The following is a 19,697-nucleotide window of genomic DNA, read 5'->3' on the forward strand; positions in this document are numbered from 1 at the left end:
GTGCGCACCGTGCCGTGTGCGGCACGGCGGCGCTCAGTGCGCGTCGTGGTGACCGTGCGCGAGCTTCGAGTGATGTCGCGAGTACAGGAAGTAGATCACGAGGCCGATCACGAGCCAGATGCCGAATGCGGCCCATGTGACGGGTTGCAGGTTCAGCATCAGGAACAGGCACGCGGCGACCGCGAGGATCGGCACCACGGGCACGCCCGGGCAGCGGAATGCGCGCGGCAGGTCGGGATGCGTGCGGCGCAGCACGAGCACCGCGATCGACACCATCGAGAACGCCGCGAGCGTGCCGATGTTGATCAGCTCGGCGAGCACGTTGAGCGGCACGAGCGCGGCAATCAGCCCGAAGAACAGGCCGACGAGCCAGGTCGTCAGGAACGGCGTCGCGTAGCGCGGGTGCACGCGCGACAGCGCGGCCGGCAGCAGCCCGTCGCGCGACATCGCGAAGATCACGCGCGTCTGGCCGTAGCTCATCACGAGGATCACGGTCAGCATGCCGAGCACCGCGCCGAGATCGATGAAGCCCGCGACCCACTTCTCGCCGGCGATCTGCAGCGCGTACGAGATCGGGTGCGAGATGTTCGCGTACTGGGCCGCCGGCACGATGCCGGTCGCGACCGCGGCGACCGTCACGTACAGCACCGCGCACACCGCGAGCGACGCGATGATGCCGATCGGCAGGTCCCGTTTCGGGTTCTTCACTTCCTCGGCCGCCGACGACACCGCGTCGAAGCCGATGAACGCGAAGAACATCACGGCTGCCGCGCCGAACACGCCGTTCCAGCCGTGCGGCATGAACGGCTTCCAGTTCGCGGGCGTCACGTGGAACAGGCCGACCGCGATCACGAGCAGCACGACCGACACCTTGATGAACACCATGATGTTGTTGATGCGGGTCGACTCGCGGATGCCGATCGACAGCAGCGTCGTGATCACGATCATCACGAGGAACGCGGGCAGGTTGAACCACGTGACGACGCCCGGCACGGCGCCGGGCGCGGCCGTCAGCACGGCCGGCAGCGACAGCCCGAAGCCCTGCAGCAGCGACTGCAGGTAGCCCGACCAGCCGACCGACACGGCCGACGACGCGAGGCCGTACTCGAGCATCAGGTCCCAGCCGATGATCCACGCGACGAGCTCGCCGAGCGTCGCGTACGAATACGTGTAGATCGAGCCGGCAACGGGGATCGTCGACGCGAACTCCGCATACGACAAGGCGGCCAAGCCGCACGCGATCGCGGCGATCACGAACGACAGCATCAGTGCGGGGCCGGCTTGCACGGCGCCGGTGCCGGTCAGCACGAAAATGCCGGTGCCGATGATCGCGCCGATGCCGAGGAAGGTGAGGTCGATCGCGCCGAGCGCTTTCTTGAGCCCGGCGGCGTGTGCGCCGGCGATCATTCGATCGACGTTTTTCTTGCGGAAGAGGGACATTGCGGATGAATCGCCAGCACGCGCAGGCACGGCGCGCCGACTAAGTAAAAACCCATAATTTTAGCCGATTTGGCGTGCAAGCCCTGCTGCGGTGCAGCGGCGTGCCGCGGAATCGGCCGATAAAACAAGCGCTTGCGCGCGAAACGGGCGGGGGTTGAAGGCGACGCGGCGTGCGCCGCGTCATGGAATCGGACGAATCCGAGTATTCGGGCGAAGGCGAGTCGCGCCGGTCAGGCGCCGGCCGTGGGCGCCATGTCGACGAGCCGGTTGCTCATCACGTAGAACGTGAGTTCCGCGTTGTTCGACAGCCGCATCTTCTCGAGCAGCCGCGACCGGTACACGCTCACCGTCTTCACCGACAGCGACAGCGTGTTCGCGATGTCGGTGAGCCGCTTGCCCGACGCGAGCATGCAGAGCGTCTGGTATTCGCGGTCGGACAGCTTCTCGTGCGGCAGCGGCTCGTTCTCGAACGATACGTATTCGGCGAGCGCCTCGGCCATCGCGGGGCTCACGTACTTGCGGCCGGCCGCGACCTGCTGGATTGCGCCGATCATCTGCGCGGCGTTGACCGTCTTCGACAGGTAGCCGGCCGCGCCGGCCTTCAGCGCGCGCACCGCGTACTGGTCCTCGCGGTACATCGAGAACATCAGCACCGGCGTGCGCGACAGCTTGCGCTTGAGGCGCTTGAGCACCTCGATGCCGTTCGTGTCGGGCAGCGAGATGTCGAGCAGGATCACGTCGAATTCCTGTTTGTCGACGGCCGCCATCGCGTCGCCGCCGGTTTCGGCTTCGGTGACGTCGCGCGCGATGCCGCGGTCGATCAGCAACTGGCGAATCCCTTGCCGGACGATCGCGTGATCATCCACGAGCAGGATGTTCAGGCTCATGACGACCTCACGAAAGCGACGCGCGGCGGGCCGCGACGGGCACCGCGAGCAGCGAATCCCACGCGAAGCGCGCGACGACGCGCGTGCCGCGGCCGGTTTCCGGCGTGGCCGTCTCGAAGCTGCCGCCGAACGCCTCGCAGCGGGCGCGCATGCCGGCGAGGCCGTAGCCGCTGCGGCGGCTGCGCGCGAAACCGGTCCCATCGTCGGTGACCATGAGTGTCAGATGCGTGCCGTCCGTGACGATCCGTACGTCGACCGACGTCGCGCGGGCGTGCTTCGCGACGTTCGACAGCGCTTCCTGTGCGACGCGGAATACCGCGAGCGCGCTGGCGCCGGCGATCTGCGTGAGGCGCGCGTCGGCCGCACACACGAAGCTCGTGCGCAGGCCCGTGCGGGCCGCGTGCGTGTCGATCCACGACGACAGCGCGCCGATCATGCCTGCGTCGAGCGCCGGCGTGTCGCGTTCGTCGATCAGCCGGCGATTCGCGTCGGTGGCGGCGTCGAGCGCCTGCTGCGCCAGCGCCAGCGCGCGCAGGCAGCCTTCCGGCGCATCGGCCGGCAGCCACGTTTGAACGTTTGCGAGTGCGAAACGCGCGGCGGTCAATTCGGCGCCGAGCCCGTCGTGCAGCTCGCCGGCCAGGTGGCGGCGGGCCGCTTCGTCGGCGGCGAGCAATTGGGCGGACAGGGCTGCGATCCGTGCGGCGGAGGCGTCGCGTTTCGACGCGGTGTCGGCAACGGGCGGAGTAGCGGCGCAGCTGTGCACTCGCTGCCGCGAAGGGAACGGGGCGTGGGCGCCCGAGGGCGCGTTAAGCGACGTATCCATGACTCTCCCTGCTGTCAGAAAGCGGTTCAGACACCGGCTGGCTGCGTGGATCGGCTGCCGTTTCGATGACGGTCGCCGCCAGAGAATCGCGCCATGCCGAGGTAACAAAAGTTACATCTTGTAACACTTGCATCCGACCCTTCCACTCTCGTTCAAACGGCAACCATGCGCGCCGAATAATATCTCAAAATTTCTGAAAAGGTCATGTCGGGCGGACATTTAAGGGTAAATGTGAATAATCGGAATGAACCTGTTGTAGGAAAAACACTGACACCCGAACACCCGGCGGTGACGTATCCAAATGTAACTATTTGAGATGAGATGGTCCCAGTTTGTTACGAATTCGCCAAGTCCGGACGAAAAAAAACCGGAGCTTTCGCTCCGGTTCTTTGATGCGGCACAAATTTCGGGGGCAGATCAGTCCACGAAGGCGCGCTCGATCACGTAGTGGCCCGGCGCGCTGTTCTTGCCTTCGACGAGGCCGGCCTGCTTCAGCAGGTCGGTCGTGTCCTTCAGCATCGCGGTGCTGCCGCACAGCATCACGCGGTCGTTTTCCGGCGAGAACGGCGGGACGTCGAGATCCGTAAACAGCTTGCCCGTCGCGATCAGGTCGGTGATCCGGCCTTCGTTGTCGAACGCTTCGCGCGTGACCGTCGGGTAGTAGACGAGCTTTTCCTTGATGATGTCGCCCAGGTACTCGTGGCCCGGCAGGTCGTGCTTGATGTAGTCCATGTACGCGAGCTCGCCCTTCAGGCGGCACGTGTGCGTCAGGATCACCTTGTCGAAGCGCTCGTAGATCTCCGGATCGCGGATGATCGACATGAACGGCGCGAGGCCCGTGCCCGTCGACAGCATCCACAGCGTCTTGCCCGGCAGCAGGTTGTCGGCGACCAGCGTGCCCGTCGGCTTCTTGCCGATCAGCACCGTGTCGCCCACCTTCAGGTGCTGCAGGCGCGACGTCAGCGGGCCGTTCTGCACCTTGATGCTGAAGAATTCGAGATGCTCTTCGTAGTTCGGGCTGACGATCGAGTAGGCGCGCGCGAGCGGCTTGCCGTCGACCTCGAGGCCGACCATCGTGAATTCGCCGTTGTTGAAGCGCAGGCTCGCCTCACGGGTGCAGGTGAAGCTGAACAGCGTGTCGGTCCAGTGATGGACGGATTGGACGGTGGCGGTGTCGTATTTGCTCATGGCTTTGAAAACGGACGCGCGTAGCGGACGCGTGTAACGGGCCCAAAAACGGGCAAAAAACCGAGTGCGGCGGCCCGATCGCGGATCGGCCGGCCGGCGCGTCGGACACGCGCCTTCTCGATGACAGACGTTTGAGGAACTCGTTATTTTACCCTGTGGGCGCGAATCGCGGGCTTGACCCGCGTGGCCGCGCGGATTTGGCGCAACAAATCCTTGCAACGAGCTTTCAGTGATCGGCCGCGCGCCGCCCGGTACCGGGGAACGTCATTGCGGATCGAGGCGCAGGCGCGCGATGTACGGCAGGTGGTCCGACAGCCACGCGGCCTCGCCGGCGGGCGCGCGCCATTCGAGCGGCGTCAGGCCGCGCACGAACATCTTGTCGAGCGCGAGCGCCGGCGAGAACGCGGGGAACGTGCGGCCCGATTCGCCGAGCAGCGTCGCGACCTCGGACATCCCGATCTCGCCGAACAGCGCGACCGAATCGTTGCGCCAGTCGTTGAAGTCGCCGGCGAGCATCAGCGGGCCGTCGCCCGCGTTGCGCACGATCCAGTGCGCGATCCAGTGCATCTGGCGCAGCCGCGCGGCGCGCGTGAGCGCAAGGTGCGCGCACAGCAGCGTGACCGGGCGCGCACCCGCGAGCGTCGCACGCGCGACGAGCAGCCCGCGCCGCTCGAAGCGGTGCGCGGAGATGTCCCAGCGGCCGCCGAGGTCGAGCGGATGCGGCGACAGGATCGCATTGCCGTGCCGCCACGACGGCTTGAACACGTTCGGCCCGAGCGCGATCTGCCAGTCGAGCGCATGCGCGATCTCGGTGGCCTGGCAATGCCACACGTCGTCGACCGCGTCGTCCATCTGCGCGCCGAAGCCGGGCGCGAGCACGGGGCGCGGCATGCGGCGCGCCATCGCTTCCTGCAGGAAATACACGTCGGCGTGCGTCGACTGCATCCAGTTGCGCATCGCGTTCCACGCGGTGAAGCCGAGCGGCGAGCGGCCCTTGTGCAGGTTCCAGCTGACCGCGGTGATTTCGTCGGGCGCGGCGTGCGGTTCGGCGAAAGGCAAGGACAGGGCGTCGGCGGACATGACGCTCAGTCCTTCGCGACGTGCGCACGCACGCGGTACACGAGATGCGGATGCTGATCGACGAGCGTCCAGTCGGTCCATGCATCGCCGCCGACCGTCAGGCCGGGGTGGCTCGCGACGATCTGCCGCGGCGACACGGGCACGCACGGATCGCTGCGCGTCGCGCTTTCGTCGTCGAGCGTTTCCTGCACGTCGAGCGCAAGCGATACCGTGTTCGCGCCGGTGTCGACGGTGAGCGGCGCGACGGTGACCGAACGCGTGCGTTCGGTCGGCACGACCCGCGCGGCATTGCCGCAGCCGACGGGCACGGCGGACGGATAGCGATGGGTGTCGGTGCGGGACTGGCCCACGGTGGTGCGCTGCTGGAATGTGTCGATCGTCTGACCGTCGCGCTGCACCTGGATTTCCCACGCGACGGAGGCCGGCGCGGGGCTTTGCGCATGGGCGGCGAGCGCGACGCTCGCTAGCAGGACGGCCAGGCCGTGTTTCAGCATGAAACGTCTCCGGAAACGCGCAATAGCGGGGAACGGACGCACATCTTACGCCCGATCGATTTCGATCGTGATGTGACAGGACCGGCGGCGACAGGTTCGCCGCACGATTCGGTCCTGTTCAAAAGGTAGGGCCGTGCCGTGCATTTTCAAGCGAAGAAGCGCGCGAACTCGGCGACGGGCGCGCGCTCGGTGACGAGGCGGTTCTCGATCGCGTCGGGGTCCGCATGGCCGAGCGACATCCCGCAGACGAGCTGTTCGTTGGGGGGGATGCCGAGGTGGTCGGCGACGATCCGGTGAAACGGCACGAACGCGGCCTGCGGGCAGGTATCGAGCCCGCGTGCGCGCGCGGCCGTCATCACGCCCTGCAGGAACATCCCGCAGTCGAGCCAGGCCCCTAACGTCATCACGCGGTCGAGCGTGAAGAACAGCGCGACCGGCGCATCGAAGAAACGGAAGTTGCGCGCGTGCTGCGCGTGCATGCGCGCCTTCTCGTCGCGGCCGATGTTCAACAGCCCGTACAGGTCCCAGCCCACCTTGCGGCGCCGGTCGATATACGGCGACACCCATTCGCGCGGGTAGTAGTCGTATTCGGCGACGTACTTCTCGTCGCGCGCGGGATCGTCGTACGCCGCGGTGAGCGCGGCGGCGAGCGCATCGCGCGTGGCGCCCGTCGCGACGTACACGCGCCATGGCTGGATGTTGGTGCCCGACGGCGCGCGGCTCGCGGCTTCGAGGATCGCCTCGAGCGTGTCGCGCGGCACGGGTGTCGGCAGGAAGGCGCGGATCGCGCGGCGCGACGTGAGCGCCGTGTCGACGGCGTCGATCGCATCGGCATCGACGCGCGGGGAAGCAGCGGGGACGGACATCGGCATACCTTTCGGGCATCGCGCGACGCGCCGTGCGGGCGCCGTCGGCAACGCCGGCGCGGCGGGTGGGTGAACCAACGATCATACGCCGCGGCGCGCGGCCGTGCAGCGCACGCGAAGTGTTAGCAGCAGACTCGCGCGGCTGCTTGCTTGCGCGGGAATACTGGATCGCTACACTGAAATCGTAAGGGTCTGATGAGTGTGTGACAGCGAGTGCAAGCGAGGTTGGTATGACGACGGCGATGGTGAAACAGGAACTGGCGGTGGCGTCCTTCAGCACGGTGTACGACCTCGAGCAGGTCGAGGCCGCGCTGAGCGACCTGAACGAGAGCGCGAGCGATGCATTGCGCGCCACTTACGAGCGGATGCTCAAGACGGGGAATCTGCGCTTCTGCGTGAAGCCGAACCGGATGCCGTCGTTCGACGAGCTCGGCGAAGCGTTGCCGAATTTCGGCGAACCGCTCGACGACGTGCGCAAGCAGGTCGCGTTGTGCCTGGAGACGGAAGACCGGCTCGAACTGATGCCGATCCTGCTGCTCGGGCCGCCCGGGATCGGCAAGACGCATTTCGCGAAGGCGCTCGCACAACTGCTCGGCACCGCGTACCACTACGTGCCGATGAGTTCGCTGACGGCCGGCTGGATCCTGTCGGGCGCGTCGTCGCAATGGAAGAACGCGAAGCCCGGCAAGGTGTTCGAGGCGCTCGTGAACGGCAGCTACGCGAACCCGGTGATCGCGGTCGACGAGATCGACAAGGCCGGCAGCGATGCGCAATACGATCCGCTCGGCGCGCTGTATGCGTTGCTCGAGCACGACACCGCGCGCGCGTTCGTCGACGAATTCGCGGAAGTGCCGATCAATGCAGGCAACGTGATCTGGATCGCGACGGCGAACGACGCGCAGGCGATTCCGGAGCCGCTGCTCAACCGGATGAACGTGTACGAGATCGCGCCGCCCGATGCGGCCGGCGCGCGCCGGATCGCGCAGACGATCTACGACGAGATCCGCACGTCGCATGCGTGGGGGCGGCGCTTCCCCGACATGCTTGGCGACGACGCGCTCGACGTGCTCGCCGCGACGCCGCCGCGCACGATGCGCCGCGCACTGCTGCATGCATTCGGCGCAGCGCGGCTCGACGGCCGCGATGTGATCGCGCCGCGCGACATCCGCGCGGACGAGGGCGCCGCGAAGCGCCGGCCGATCGGCTTCTGACACGGCGGCGCGCGCACGGCCGCAGCGTGCGCGCGCCGCGCTGCGGATGCGCTCAGCAAGCGGGCGAACCGGGACGTACAATTCTCTTCTCTCCCTTCGACGCGTTAGCGGCGCGAAATGTCATGGAGCAGATGGATTGTGTCGTGATCGGCGCAGGTGTCGTCGGTCTGGCGATTGCGCGGGAACTGGCCGCGCGCGGACGTGAAACGATCGTGCTCGAGGCGGCCGACGCGATCGGCACCGGCACGAGTTCGCGCAACAGCGAAGTGATTCACGCGGGGCTCTACTATCCGCGCGGGTCGCTGAAGGCGACGTCGTGCGTGCATGGCCGCGACATGCTGTATGCATTCTGCGAGACGCATCACGTGCCGCACCGGCGCACGGGCAAGCTGCTCGTCGCGACGAGCGCCGCGCAGGTGAAGCAGTTGAAGGCGATCGCCGCGCGCGCGGCCGAAAACGGCGTGCTCGACCTGCTGCCGCTCACGCGTGCGGAGGCGCAGACGCTCGAGCCCCAGCTCGAATGCGTGGAGGCGTTGTTCTCGCCGTCGACGGGCATCGTCGACAGCCACCAGCTGATGCTCGCGCTGCTCGGCGACGCGGAACGCGACGGCGCGATGTGCGCGCTGCAATCGCCGGTCGAATCGATCGACGTGCTGCGCGGCGGGCGCTTCGTCGTGCGCACGGGCGGCCACACGCCGACCGAGATCGAGGCCGCGTGCGTGATCAACAGCGCGGGCCTCGGTGCGCAGGCGCTCGCGCGCCGCACGCGCGGGCTCGATCCGCGCTGGGTGCCGCCGCTCTATCTCGCGCGCGGCAATTACTTCAGCCTGTCGGGCCGCGCGCCGTTCTCGCACCTGATCTACCCGATGCCCGATCGCGCGGGGCTCGGCGTGCACCTGACCTTCGATCTCGGCGGGCAGGCGCGCTTCGGCCCGGACGTCGAATGGTGCGACTCGCTGCGCTACGAAGTCGATCCGGCGCGGGCGACCGCGTTCTACGCGTCGATCCGCGCGTTCTGGCCGGGCCTGCCCGACGACGCGCTGCAGCCGGCGTACGCGGGCATCCGGCCGAAGCTCGCGGGGCCTGGCGAGCCGCCGGCCGATTTCATCGTGCAGGGGGCCGCGCAGCATGGCGTGCGCGGGCTCGTGAACCTGTTCGGCATCGAGTCGCCGGGGCTCACCGCGTCGCTCGCGCTCGCGCAGCGCGTGGGCGAGATGACGTCGCGTGCATGACGCATCCGGCTCGCGCCCGCGCGGGCCGGATGCGTGAAATTCCCGTGTGAAATCCCTTATCTCCGGCATTTCGGCGCGCACATTTATGCGCTTGAGCGTTATTCTGTTGACGGGCTGTCGCCAGAACAGCTTTCAAACCGATAACGTTGGAGCGAGTCCCCCATGAAAACATCCCGTCGGAGTTTCCTGATTACGAGCATTGGTGCCGTGTCCGCGCTGGCGCTGTCGCGCGAAGCGCTGGCCGATGCGCCGATGCTGTCGGAGACGGATCCGACCGCCGTGGCGCTCGGCTACAAGGCCGATGCCACGAAGGTCGACAAGACGAAGTACCCGAAATACGCAGCGGGCCAGGATTGTGCGGCCTGCATGCTGTACCAGGGCAAGAAGGGCTCGGCATCGGGCCCGTGCGGCGCCTTCCCCGGCAAGCAGGTGTCGGCGAAGGGCTGGTGCAGCGCTTTCTCGAAGATGGGTTGAGTCCGTGCGGCATCGTGCGATGCCGCATTGTGGCGAAAACCGCAAAACGCCCGCCGTCGAAAGATGGCGGGCGTTTTTTAATGCTTGAAAACGGTTCCGGCGCTTTCTACACTCGCTGCAAACCTGCGCGCCGCGACCCACCCGCGCGCCGCACCGCCCGATACGGCGAAATCACGAGGACGAGGCACGCATGGCGACGATTGCGAATTCAACCAAAACGGTCCGGCCCGAGCGTGCGCTGAACCGCCGTGCGGTGGCCGCTGCCGTGATCGGCAACGCGCTCGAGTGGTACGACTTCACGGTGTTCGGATTCATGACGGTCGTGATCGCCGAGCTGTTCTTCCCGACCTCCAGCGAATATTCGTCGCTGCTCCTCACCACCGCGACGTTCGGCGTCGCGTTCTTCATGCGCCCGATCGGCGGCATCGTGTTCGGACTGTACGCGGATCGCGCGGGCCGCAAGGCCGCGCTGTCGCTCGTGATCCTGCTGATGACGGCCGGCATCTTCCTGCTCGCGATCGCGCCGCCCTACGCGGCGATCGGCATCGGCGGCCCGATCCTGATCGTGCTCGGCCGGCTGCTGCAGGGCTTCTCCGCGGGCGGCGAATTCGGCAGTGCGACGGCGCTGCTGATCGAGGCGGCGCCGTTCTCGAAACGCGGTTTCTACGGCAGCTGGCAGATGGCGAGCCAGGCAGCCGCGCTGCTGATCGGCGCGCTCGTCGGCGCGGCCGTCACGCGCGGGCTGTCGCACGACGCGCTGCGCAGCTGGGGCTGGCGCGTGCCGTTCATCCTCGGGCTCGTGATCGGCCCGATCGGCTTCTACATCCGCCGCCATCTCGCCGATTCCGAAGCGTTCCTGCATGCGCAGCAGAGCGCGCGCCGCGCGACGCTCGGCGAAGTGTTCACGCGCTACCCGCGCGAGGTGCTGTGCGGGCTCGGCTCGGTGATCGCGCTGACGGTGACGATCTACGTGCTGATCAGCTATCTGCCGACCTTCGCGGTGAAGCAGCTGAAGCTGCCGTACTCGGAATCGTTCTACGCGGTGATCGTCGGCAACCTGCTGCTGATGGTGCTGTCGCCGATCGCGGGCGCATGGTCCGATCGCATCGGCCGCAAGGGGCTGTCGCTGTGGTCGCTGGTGCTGACGCTCGCGCTGATGTATCCGCTGTTCGCCTGGCTCGATGCGGCGCCGAGCATCGGGCGGCTGATCGCGGTGCAGGCCGTGCTGTCGGTGACGCTCGCGGGCTACTACGGACCGTTCGGCGCGATGATCGCCGAGCTGTTCCCGGCCAACGTGCGCTCGACCGGGCTGTCGATCGCGTACAACGTCGCGGTGATGCTGTTCGGCGGCTTCGGGCAGTTCATCGTCACGTGGCTGATCAAGGTGACGGGCACGCCGCTCGCGCCGACCTATTACGTGATGGCCGGGATCGCGCTGTCGATCGTCGCGGTCGCATTCGTGCCCGCGCGCAGTGCCGACCTCGACGCGCCGGCGTGATCGCATGACGGATTGAAGACGGTCATCGGATCGTTTCGTAAAACGCAATGATGGGTGGCCCGAAGACGAAAGCAGCCTCGCTGAACCGACGCGTTCGCGCCCGAATTGTTTAGTTGTCGAACGAAACTTGCGCCGAATGAACGGAACTGTCGCTCGCGCGCGTTTTTCGCATTTTTCATTCGCGCGATACATCGGCAAAAACCCGCGTGGGTGCGTCTAGAAGAGTTTTTTCTCCAGCTTGTTGCCGCATCGTTAGCTCAAGTAATATCCGCGTACGCCGGACCCTGGCGGGACCGGTTCCGATCTGGAGACCTGGAGGAAACATGGAATACAACCGTCTGTTGCACACCCTGCGTGTTACCGCCATTGCAGGCGTGGCAGCGGCATCGCTCGGCGTCGCGGGCTCTGCATTCGCACAGATCCCGAACAAAACGCTCGTCTACTGCTCAGAAGGCAGCCCGGCGGGTTTCGATTCCGCGCAATTTACGACCGGCGTCGATTTCACCGCCGCCACGTTCACCGTCTACAACCGCCTCGTCGAATTCGAGCGCGGCGGCACGAAGGTCGAGCCGGGCCTCGCCGAGAAGTGGGACGTATCGTCCGACGGCAAGGTGTACACGTTCCACCTGCGCCACGGCGTGAAGTTCCACACGACCGACTTCTTCAAGCCGACGCGTGAATTCAACGCGGACGACGTCGTGTTCTCGTTCGAGCGCATGCTCGACCCGAACAATGCGTTCCGCAAGGCGTACCCGGTGTCGTTCCCGTACTTCACCGACATGGGCCTCGACAAGCTGATCACGAAGATCGAGAAGGTCGATCCGTACACCGTGAAGTTCACGCTGGCCGAGCCGAATGCGCCGTTCATCCAGAACATGGCGATGGAATTCGCGTCGATCCTGTCGGCCGAATACGGCGACCAGTTGATGAAGGCCGGCAAGGCCGCCGACATCAACCAGAAGCCGGTCGGTACGGGCCCGTTCATCTTCCGCAGCTACACGAAGGACGCGACGATCCGCTTCGATGGCAATCCTGATTACTGGAAGAAGGGCGAAGTGAAGATCTCGAAGCTGATCTTCTCGATCACGCCGGATCCGGGCGTGCGCGTGCAGAAGATCAAGCGCAACGAATGCCAGGTGATGAGCTACCCGCGCCCGGCCGACATCGCGACGCTGAAGGCCGACTCGAACGTCGACATGCCGTCGCAGGCCGGCTTCAACCTCGGCTACCTCGCGTACAACGTCGAGCACAAGCCGGTCGACAAGCTCGAAGTGCGTCAGGCGCTCGACATGGCGATCAACAAGAAGGCGATCCTCGAGTCCGTCTACCAGGGCGCCGGCCAGGCCGCGAACGCACCGGTGCCGCCGACCCAATGGTCGTACGACAAGAACCTGAAGCTGCCGGCCTACGACACCGCGAAGGCGAAGGCGCTGCTCGCGAAGGCAGGCTTCCCGAACGGTTTCGAGATCACGCTGTGGGCGATGCCCGTGCAGCGCGCGTACAACCCGAACGCCCGCCTGATGGCCGAGATGATCCAGGCCGACTGGGCGAAGATCGGTGTGAAGGCGAAGATCGTCACGTACGAGTGGGGCGAGTACATCAAGCGCGCGCACTCGGGCGAGCAGGACACGATGCTGATCGGCTGGACGGGCGACAATGGCGATCCGGACAACTGGCTCGGCACGCTGCTCGGCTGCGAAGCGATCAAGGGCAACAACTTCTCGCACTGGTGCTACAAGCCGTTCGACGAACTGGTCCAGAAGGGCCGTACGACGACGGGCCAGGACGCACGGACGAAGCTCTACACGCAGGCCCAGCAGATCTTCGCGCAACAGCTGCCGTTCTCGCCGATCGCGAACTCGACGGTCTACCAGCCGGTGCGCAAGAACGTGGTCGACATGCGTATCGAACCGCTCGGCTATGCCCGCTTCGACGGTGTTGGCGTGAAGTAACACACCTGTCGTAAGCTGTCGCGAAGACCGGCTAACTCATCCGGCGGCGGGAGGCCAAAAGCTTCCCGTCGCCGGTCGCACATTTCCCACAAGAAAATACGAGACGCATCATGCTCAGATTCGTGTTGCGCCGCGTGGGCATGGTGATCCCGACTTTCATCGGCATCACCATCCTGGCGTTTGCGCTGATTCACCTGATACCGGGCGATCCCATCGAAGTGATGATGGGCGAGCGCGGCGTCGACCCCGCGATGCACGCAGAGGCGATGAAACGCCTCGGGCTCGACCAGCCGCTGCCCCTGCAGTACGTCCACTACATCGGCCGGGCGCTGCATGGCGACCTCGGCATGTCGATCATCACCAACACGAGCGTCGCGGGCGAATTCTTCGCGCGCTTCCCGGCGACCGTCGAGCTGTCGCTGTGCGCGCTCGTGTTCGCGCTCGCGGTCGGGCTGCCGGCCGGCGTGATCGCCGCGCTGCGGCGCGGTTCCGTCATCGACCACGGCGTGATGGGCACCGCGCTCACCGGCTACTCGATGCCGATCTTCTGGTGGGGGCTGATCCTCATCATGGTGTTTTCGTCATACCTCGGCTGGACGCCCGTGTCGGGGCGCATCGCCGTCGAATACGATTTCCCGCACCCGACGGGCTTCATGCTGATCGACGCGCTGCTCGCGCCGGACGAAGGCTCGTTCAAGTCGGCGGTGAGCCACCTGATCCTGCCCGCGATCGTGCTCGGCACGATCCCGCTCGCGGTGATCGCGCGGATGACGCGCTCGTCGATGCTCGAAGTGCTGCGCGAGGACTACATCCGCACCGCCCGCGCGAAGGGGCTGTCGCCCGTGCGCGTGGTCGTCGTGCATGCGCTGCGCAACGCGCTGATCCCGGTCGTCACCGTGATCGGCCTGCAGATCGGCACGCTGCTCGCGGGCGCCGTGCTGACCGAGACGCTCTTTTCGTGGCCCGGTGTCGGCAAGTGGCTGATCGATGCGATCGGCCGCCGCGACTATCCGGTCGTCCAGGGCGGCATCCTGTTGATCGCGACGCTCGTGATCGTCGTGAACCTGGTCGTCGACCTGCTGTACGGCGTGCTGAATCCGCGCATCCGCCACACGAGGTAATTCCATGAGCAATCTGCAAAACACCCTGCCGACCGAATCCGCGCCGGCCGGCGGCCGTGCGCTCGCGTTGCGCGAGTTCTGGGCCAACTTCTCGCGCAACCGCGGCGCCGTCGGCGCCGGCATCGTCGTGATCGTGCTGATCGCAGTCGCGCTGCTCGCGCCGCTGATTGCGCCGCACAGCCCGGTCGAGCAATATCGCGATTTCGTGAAGATCCCGCCCGCGTGGCTCGCGGGCGGCAACTGGCAATTCATCCTCGGCACCGACGAAGCGGGCCGCGACATTCTTTCGCGACTGATGTTCGGCGCGCGGATGTCGTTCTGGATCGGCTTCGTGTCGGTCGTGCTCGCGCTGATCCCCGGCATCGTGCTCGGGCTCGTCGCCGCGTTCTTCCAGAAGTGGGCCGACACGCCCGTGATGCGCATCATGGACGTGCTGCTCGCGCTGCCGTCGCTGCTGCTCGCGGTCGCGGTCGTCGCGATCATCGGCCCGGGCCTCACCAACACGATGTTCGCGATCGCGATCGTCGCGCTGCCGGCCTATGTGCGCCTGACGCGCGCGTCGGCGCTCGGCGAGCTGCAGAAGGAATACGTGACGGCGTCGCGCGTGGCCGGTGCCGGCACGCTGCGCCTGATGTTCTCGCAGGTGCTGCCCAACTGCACGGCGCCGCTGATCGTGCAGGCGACGCTCGGCTTCTCGTCGGCGATCCTCGACGCGGCCGCGCTCGGCTTCCTCGGCCTCGGCGTGCAACCGCCGACCGCCGAGTGGGGCGCGATGCTGGCCTCCGCGCGCGACTACATCGACAACGCGTGGTGGATCGTGACGATGCCTGGCCTGTCGATCCTGATTTCGGTGCTCGCGATCAACCTGCTCGGCGACGGGCTGCGTGACGCGCTCGATCCCAAACTGAAACGGATGGCGTGACCATGAGCCAAAATCTACTGACCATCCGCAATCTCGCGGTGAACTTCAACGGCCTGCCCGCTGTCGACCGGATCAACATGTCGATCGCGCCGGGCGAGGTGGTCGGCGTCGTCGGCGAATCGGGCTCGGGCAAGAGCGTGACGATGATGGCGCTGATGGGCCTGATCGACGCGCCGGGCAAGGTGACGGCCGACGAGGTCACGTTCAACGGCGTGGATCTCTTGAAGGCGTCGCCGAAGGCGCGCCGCAAGATCGTCGGCAAGGACATCGCGATGGTGTTCCAGGACGCGCTGACGAGCCTGAACCCGAGCTACACGGTCGGCTACCAGATCAAGGAGGTGCTGAAGCTGCACGAAGGCCTGCGCGGCGACGCGCTGAACCGGCGCGCGCTCGAACTGCTCGACCAGGTCGGCATTCCCGATGCGAAGAACCGCATCGCGTCGTTCCCGCACCAGATGTCGGGCGGGATGAACCAGCGCGTAATGATCGCGATGGCCGTCGCGTGCAACCCGAAGCTGCTGATCGCCGACGAGCCGACCACCGCGCTCGACGTGACGATCCAGGCGCAGATCATGGATCTGCTCGTGAAGCTGCAGAAGGAGCGCGGCATGGCGCTCGTGCTGATCTCGCACGACCTGGCCGTGGTGTCGGAGGTCGCGCAGCGCGTCGCGGTGATGTACGCGGGCGAGATCATCGAGACCAACAGCGTGCCCGACATCTTCCGTGCGCCGCATCATCCGTACACCGAAGCGCTGCTCGCGGCGATTCCCGAGCACAATCAGGGGGCGCGTCGCCTTGCCGCATTGCCCGGCATGGTACCGGGCCGCGATGATCGCCCGTCCGGGTGCCTGTTCGCGCCGCGCTGCAAATACGTCGTCGACGATTGCCGCAAGGCGCGGCCGGCGCTCGACACGCTGGTACCGGCCAACGATGCGATGCGCGCGCGCTGCATCAGGCCGCTCAACGTTTCCAACCTCGACCTGACGGGAGGCGCACGATGAATGCAGTCAATCAGATGCCTCGCGCGTCGCACGATGATGAAGCCGTCCTGGTGGCCGACGGCCTCGCGAAACACTACTCGGTGAAGCGCGGGATGTTCGGGCAGGGCACCGTGAAGGCGCTGAACGGCGTGTCGTTCTCGCTGAAGCGCGGCAAGACGCTCGCCGTCGTCGGCGAGTCGGGCTGCGGGAAGTCGACGCTCGCGCGCCAGCTCACGATGATCGAGACGCCCACGTCGGGCAGCCTGACGATCGACGGCAAGAACGTCGCCGGCGCGAGCCGCGAGACGGTTGCCGACCTGCGCCGCCGCGTGCAGATGGTGTTCCAGAACCCGTTCGCATCGCTGAACCCGCGCAAGACCGTCGAGCAGACGCTCGCCGAGCCGCTCGAGATCAACGCGAACCTGACGGCGGCCGAGCGCGCGCAGCGCATCGCGCAGATCATGCGCACGGTCGGCCTGCGGCCCGAGCACGCGAAGCGCTATCCGCACATGTTCTCGGGCGGCCAGCGCCAGCGTGTCGCGATCGCGCGCGCAATGATCCTCGATCCACGCATCGTCGTCGCCGACGAGCCGGTGTCCGCGCTCGACGTGTCGATCCAGGCGCAGATCCTGAACCTGTTCATGGATCTGCAGGAGCAGTTCAAGACGAGCTACGTGTTCATCTCGCACAACCTGTCGGTGGTCGAGCACGTCGCGGACGACGTGATGGTGATGTACTTCGGCAGCGTCGCCGAGCTTGGCGACAAGGCAACGATCTACGCGCGGCCGCGCCATCCGTACACGCGGGCGCTGATGTCGGCGACGCCGGCGATCTTCGAGGAAGACCGCCGCGTGCAGATCAAGCTGCAGGGCGAACTGCCGTCGCCGCTCAATCCGCCGTCGGGCTGCGCGTTCCACCAGCGCTGCCCGTACGCGGTCGAGCGGTGCCGCGTGGAGGAGCCGAAGCTGCGCGAGGTCGATGGCCGGCAGGTCGCGTGCCATCGCGCCGAGGAGGTAGGGGAGGCGAATGCCTGAAGTGTTGGCGGCGCGCGTGTCCGGCGTGCGCCGTGCGGGGACGAGCGGTGCGCGCGTGATGCGTGCGTACCGTTACGCGCGGCGCTGGAGCGTGCGCACCGTCACGGGCGCGGCGCTGGCCGGCGCGTGCGTGGCGGCCAGCCTCGTGGTTCCCGTCGAATCCGCGCGCGCCGAAGGGCGCGCGCCGGCCACCTCACCGATCCATCCGTCGCAAGTCCCGCCGCCCGGCATGAGCCTGCCGGGCTTCCACGCACCGTCCGTGTCGGACGGCACGGTGTCGCGCGGCACCGTGCGCGTGCAGCCCGCGCGCATGCCGTTCTACGTCGCAACGAAGGGCAACGTCACGCTGTACGTGCTCGGCACGCTGCACACCGGCGACCCGTCCGATTACCCGAGCGCGCAGCCGTTCCGGCCGCGCATCCTCGCGGCGCTCGCCGCATCGCCGACGCTCGCGCTCGAGCTGTCGCCCGACGACCTGCTCGAATCGCAGGACGACGTGTCGAAGTACGGCGTGTGCCGCTATCCGTGCCTGCAGCGCCTGCTGCCCGAACCGCTGTGGCAGCGGCTCGCGGCGCGCCTGCGCGGCAATCCGGCCGCGCTCGCCGAAATCCGCAAGATGCGGCCGTGGCTCGCGGCGCTCGTCGTCGAGACCTACGACTCGCTGTCGGCCGGCCTGCAGACCGAATACGGCACCGAGGCGCAGCTGCAGAACGTGTTCCTGAAGAAGAAGGGCGGCCGCGTGATCGGGCTCGAGACGCTCGCCGAACAGATGCGCGCGTTCACCGGGCTGACGCTGGCCGAGCAGCGCGAGATGCTCGCGCAGGACATGGTGCAGACGCCCGCGCAGAACGCCGACGACATCAAGGCGCTGCACCGGCTGTGGCGAATTGGCGACGCCGACGCGATCTCCGCGTGGGCCGTCGCGAAGAGCGAGCGGCTCGCGCGTTCGAAGGCGTTGTCGGACGCAATCGACAACAAGATCGTGTACGAGCGCAACCGGCGCTTCGTTGCACGAATGACTGCAATCGCCGCGCCGAACCGGCCGCTGTTCGTCGCGATCGGCGCGCTGCATCTGGGCGGCCCGCGCGGCGTGCTCGAATTGTTGCGCCAGCAAGGATACCGGGTCGACGCGAACTGATCGCGGCCGGCGGTACGCCCTGATCTTCCCCTGTTTGATTGACATCGCGCGCACGGCGTGAAGCGCCTGAGCCGCGGTGTGAATCGATAAGGAAAACCCTTGATTCGTCGGAAAATAGCGTTTAAAACGATTGACATCCCGTTCTGCCAATCTCTATTCTTCACCCCACAAGTTGAAAAAATGAAAAGAATAGATAAGTTCTACGGGGTAGCAGAAATAAAGCGCGGGGTGAGCGTCGCCGGCACGTGAAGCACGTGCCGGCCGCGGAGAGTCTGCATGCACGGCGGGGCCAATCATCGTCGGATAACACATGCATGCAGGCCGACTTGCACATAAGCAACGTTCCGTCGTCTGACCGGGGAATGCAGTGATCGGGCGGCGGCGGACGTTTTTTAATCCGGAAGATTTTTCCGGTCACCGTCGAAAGACGGTTTCGGGGGGCGAATCGACAGACGGCGAAGCCGCAGCGATTGCGCCAACGGAAAAGCGCCACGAGGGCGCTTTTTTCTTTTGTGCGGCCGATACGTGCAGCGTGCGCTGCTGTACGGGATGAATGCGCGTCACGCGCCTTCGTCGGCCTGCAGTGCGCCGGGTGCGACGACGTCGACGCCGGCGGCCTCCAGTGCCGCGCGGATCCGCTTCGCGAACGCGAGCGCATGCGGCCCGTCGCCGTGCAGGCAGACGGTCTGCGCGTTGAGCGGCACCCATTCGCCGCTCAAGGCACGCACCTGCCGGTTGCGCACCATGTCGAGCGTGCGCGCGAGCACCGCGTCTTCATCGTCGATCAAGGCGCCGGGCTGGTTGCGCGGCACGAGCGAGCCGTCCGCGCGGTAGCCGCGATCGGCGAACACTTCCTCCACGGCGGCGAGCCCCGCATGCCGCGCGGCCGCGACGAACACGCTGTTCGCGAGCCCGAACACCGCGAGCGACGGATCGAAGTCGTGGATCGCGGACACCACCGCGTCGGCGATCAGCGGGTCGCGCGCGGCCTGGTTGTACAGCGCGCCGTGCGGCTTCACGTGCGCGATGCGCCCGCCTTCGGCCTGCGCGATCGCCGACAGCGCGCCGAGCTGGTACAGCACGCCCGCGTAGATGTCGCCGGCCGGCAGCTGCATTTCCTTGCGGCCGAAATTTTCCGGATCGTGAAAGCTCGGGTGCGCGCCGATCGACACGCCTTTCTGCACGGCCCAGCGCACGCAGTCGCGCATCGCATTCGCGCCGCCTGCATGCCAGCCGCAGGCGATGTTCGCCGACGTGACGAGGTCGAGCAGCGCCTCGTCAGATCCGCATCCTTCGCCGAGATCGGCATTCAGATCGATTTCCATGATGTTTCCTCGTCCACTGATTGCGTGGCACG

At 66.7% G+C, this 19,697-nt stretch carries 18 protein-coding genes; 10 read left to right on the forward strand and 8 right to left on the reverse strand.

What is annotated here, in order from left to right; all coding sequences use genetic code 11:
• Nucleotides 1-33 precede the first annotated feature (33 nt).
• The 7 genes from U5798_RS19925 to U5798_RS19955 all read right to left on the reverse strand — a co-directional run bounded on the left by U5798_RS19925 (nt 34) and on the right by U5798_RS19955 (nt 6,778).
• Nucleotides 34-1,440: an amino acid permease gene (locus tag U5798_RS19925; RefSeq protein WP_322082953.1), complete on the reverse strand. Its 1,407-nt coding sequence runs from the start codon at nt 1,438-1,440 to the stop codon at nt 34-36.
• 230 nt (nt 1,441-1,670) lie between these two features.
• Complete coding sequence (gene rqpR / locus U5798_RS19930) at nt 1,671-2,327, reverse strand: response regulator transcription factor RqpR (protein ID WP_124455725.1); 657 nt, start codon at nt 2,325-2,327, stop codon at nt 1,671-1,673.
• A gap of 7 nt (nt 2,328-2,334) precedes the next feature.
• A complete protein-coding gene (gene rqpS, locus U5798_RS19935; RefSeq protein WP_322082954.1) occupies nt 2,335-3,150 on the reverse strand; it encodes a quorum system sensor histidine kinase RqpS in 816 nt (271 codons plus the stop codon).
• Between the two features lie 417 nt (nt 3,151-3,567).
• Complete coding sequence (locus U5798_RS19940; protein ID WP_034190283.1) at nt 3,568-4,338, reverse strand: ferredoxin--NADP reductase; 771 nt, start codon at nt 4,336-4,338, stop codon at nt 3,568-3,570.
• A gap of 264 nt (nt 4,339-4,602) precedes the next feature.
• Nucleotides 4,603-5,418 (reverse strand): endonuclease/exonuclease/phosphatase family protein, encoded by an 816-nt coding sequence (locus tag U5798_RS19945; RefSeq protein ID WP_124455723.1) that lies wholly within the window; start codon nt 5,416-5,418, stop codon nt 4,603-4,605.
• Nucleotides 5,419-5,423: 5 nt separating this feature from the next.
• Entirely contained in the window at nt 5,424-5,912 is a 489-nt protein-coding gene (locus tag U5798_RS19950) for a hypothetical protein (RefSeq protein ID WP_322082955.1), read from the reverse strand.
• Nucleotides 5,913-6,058: 146 nt separating this feature from the next.
• The gene (locus U5798_RS19955) at nt 6,059-6,778 is read right to left on the reverse strand and encodes a nitroreductase (protein ID WP_124455721.1); all 720 of its coding nucleotides are present in this window, start codon (nt 6,776-6,778) and stop codon (nt 6,059-6,061) included.
• 230 nt (nt 6,779-7,008) lie between these two features.
• Between U5798_RS19955 and U5798_RS19960 the strand changes: the two genes are divergently transcribed.
• The 10 genes from U5798_RS19960 to U5798_RS20005 all read left to right on the forward strand — a co-directional run bounded on the left by U5798_RS19960 (nt 7,009) and on the right by U5798_RS20005 (nt 18,340).
• Nucleotides 7,009-7,989: an AAA family ATPase gene (locus tag U5798_RS19960; RefSeq protein WP_124455720.1), complete on the forward strand. Its 981-nt coding sequence runs from the start codon at nt 7,009-7,011 to the stop codon at nt 7,987-7,989.
• A gap of 122 nt (nt 7,990-8,111) precedes the next feature.
• Complete coding sequence (locus U5798_RS19965; protein WP_124455719.1) at nt 8,112-9,221, forward strand: NAD(P)/FAD-dependent oxidoreductase; 1,110 nt, start codon at nt 8,112-8,114, stop codon at nt 9,219-9,221.
• Nucleotides 9,222-9,383: 162 nt separating this feature from the next.
• Complete coding sequence (locus U5798_RS19970) at nt 9,384-9,695, forward strand: high-potential iron-sulfur protein (RefSeq protein WP_021163765.1); 312 nt, start codon at nt 9,384-9,386, stop codon at nt 9,693-9,695.
• A gap of 190 nt (nt 9,696-9,885) precedes the next feature.
• The gene (locus tag U5798_RS19975; RefSeq protein WP_124456815.1) at nt 9,886-11,193 is read left to right on the forward strand and encodes an MFS transporter; all 1,308 of its coding nucleotides are present in this window, start codon (nt 9,886-9,888) and stop codon (nt 11,191-11,193) included.
• A 323-nt stretch (nt 11,194-11,516) separates the two neighbouring features.
• Complete coding sequence (locus U5798_RS19980; RefSeq protein ID WP_124456814.1) at nt 11,517-13,145, forward strand: ABC transporter substrate-binding protein; 1,629 nt, start codon at nt 11,517-11,519, stop codon at nt 13,143-13,145.
• 110 nt (nt 13,146-13,255) lie between these two features.
• Complete coding sequence (locus U5798_RS19985; protein ID WP_124456813.1) at nt 13,256-14,266, forward strand: ABC transporter permease subunit; 1,011 nt, start codon at nt 13,256-13,258, stop codon at nt 14,264-14,266.
• A gap of 4 nt (nt 14,267-14,270) precedes the next feature.
• The gene (locus U5798_RS19990) at nt 14,271-15,188 is read left to right on the forward strand and encodes an ABC transporter permease subunit (protein WP_124456812.1); all 918 of its coding nucleotides are present in this window, start codon (nt 14,271-14,273) and stop codon (nt 15,186-15,188) included.
• A 2-nt stretch (nt 15,189-15,190) separates the two neighbouring features.
• Nucleotides 15,191-16,189 (forward strand): ABC transporter ATP-binding protein, encoded by a 999-nt coding sequence (locus tag U5798_RS19995; RefSeq protein WP_322082956.1) that lies wholly within the window; start codon nt 15,191-15,193, stop codon nt 16,187-16,189.
• A complete protein-coding gene (locus tag U5798_RS20000; protein WP_322082957.1) occupies nt 16,186-17,202 on the forward strand; it encodes a peptide ABC transporter ATP-binding protein in 1,017 nt (338 codons plus the stop codon). Before U5798_RS19995 ends, U5798_RS20000 begins: the two co-directional genes overlap by 4 nt.
• Entirely contained in the window at nt 17,195-18,340 is a 1,146-nt protein-coding gene (locus tag U5798_RS20005) for a TraB/GumN family protein (RefSeq protein ID WP_322082958.1), read from the forward strand. The genes U5798_RS20000 and U5798_RS20005 overlap by 8 nt, the downstream gene beginning before the upstream one ends.
• Nucleotides 18,341-18,900: 560 nt before the next feature.
• Here the strand turns inward: U5798_RS20005 and pxpA are convergent.
• Nucleotides 18,901-19,665 (reverse strand): 5-oxoprolinase subunit PxpA, encoded by a 765-nt coding sequence (gene pxpA, locus U5798_RS20010; protein ID WP_124456808.1) that lies wholly within the window; start codon nt 19,663-19,665, stop codon nt 18,901-18,903.
• Nucleotides 19,666-19,697 lie beyond the last annotated feature (32 nt).

It is taken from the genome of Burkholderia sp. BCC1972, from assembly GCF_905339605.1.
In the GTDB taxonomy this organism is placed as follows: Bacteria; Pseudomonadota; Gammaproteobacteria; order Burkholderiales; family Burkholderiaceae; genus Burkholderia.

Bases quoted from the DNA above. Each gene is read 5' to 3' on its own strand.
- U5798_RS19980 (WP_124456814.1), top strand. From the start codon at position 11,517: ATGGAATACAACCGTCTGTTGCACACCCTGCGTGTTACCGCCATTGCA.
- U5798_RS19960 (WP_124455720.1), top strand. From the start codon at position 7,009: ATGACGACGGCGATGGTGAAACAGGAACTGGCGGTGGCGTCCTTCAGC.
- U5798_RS19990 (WP_124456812.1), top strand. From the start codon at position 14,271: ATGAGCAATCTGCAAAACACCCTGCCGACCGAATCCGCGCCGGCCGGC.
- U5798_RS19975 (WP_124456815.1), top strand. From the start codon at position 9,886: ATGGCGACGATTGCGAATTCAACCAAAACGGTCCGGCCCGAGCGTGCG.
- U5798_RS19955 (WP_124455721.1), bottom strand. From the start codon at position 6,778: ATGTCCGTCCCCGCTGCTTCCCCGCGCGTCGATGCCGATGCGATCGAC.
- U5798_RS19940 (WP_034190283.1), bottom strand. From the start codon at position 4,338: ATGAGCAAATACGACACCGCCACCGTCCAATCCGTCCATCACTGGACC.
- U5798_RS20000 (WP_322082957.1), top strand. From the start codon at position 16,186: ATGAATGCAGTCAATCAGATGCCTCGCGCGTCGCACGATGATGAAGCC.
- U5798_RS19945 (WP_124455723.1), bottom strand. From the start codon at position 5,418: ATGTCCGCCGACGCCCTGTCCTTGCCTTTCGCCGAACCGCACGCCGCG.
- rqpR (WP_124455725.1), bottom strand. From the start codon at position 2,327: ATGAGCCTGAACATCCTGCTCGTGGATGATCACGCGATCGTCCGGCAA.
- U5798_RS19965 (WP_124455719.1), top strand. From the start codon at position 8,112: ATGGAGCAGATGGATTGTGTCGTGATCGGCGCAGGTGTCGTCGGTCTG.
- U5798_RS19985 (WP_124456813.1), top strand. From the start codon at position 13,256: ATGCTCAGATTCGTGTTGCGCCGCGTGGGCATGGTGATCCCGACTTTC.
- U5798_RS19950 (WP_322082955.1), bottom strand. From the start codon at position 5,912: ATGCTGAAACACGGCCTGGCCGTCCTGCTAGCGAGCGTCGCGCTCGCC.
- U5798_RS19995 (WP_322082956.1), top strand. From the start codon at position 15,191: ATGAGCCAAAATCTACTGACCATCCGCAATCTCGCGGTGAACTTCAAC.
- U5798_RS19970 (WP_021163765.1), top strand. From the start codon at position 9,384: ATGAAAACATCCCGTCGGAGTTTCCTGATTACGAGCATTGGTGCCGTG.
- U5798_RS20005 (WP_322082958.1), top strand. From the start codon at position 17,195: ATGCCTGAAGTGTTGGCGGCGCGCGTGTCCGGCGTGCGCCGTGCGGGG.
- U5798_RS19925 (WP_322082953.1), bottom strand. From the start codon at position 1,440: ATGTCCCTCTTCCGCAAGAAAAACGTCGATCGAATGATCGCCGGCGCA.
- rqpS (WP_322082954.1), bottom strand. From the start codon at position 3,150: ATGGATACGTCGCTTAACGCGCCCTCGGGCGCCCACGCCCCGTTCCCT.
- pxpA (WP_124456808.1), bottom strand. From the start codon at position 19,665: ATGGAAATCGATCTGAATGCCGATCTCGGCGAAGGATGCGGATCTGAC.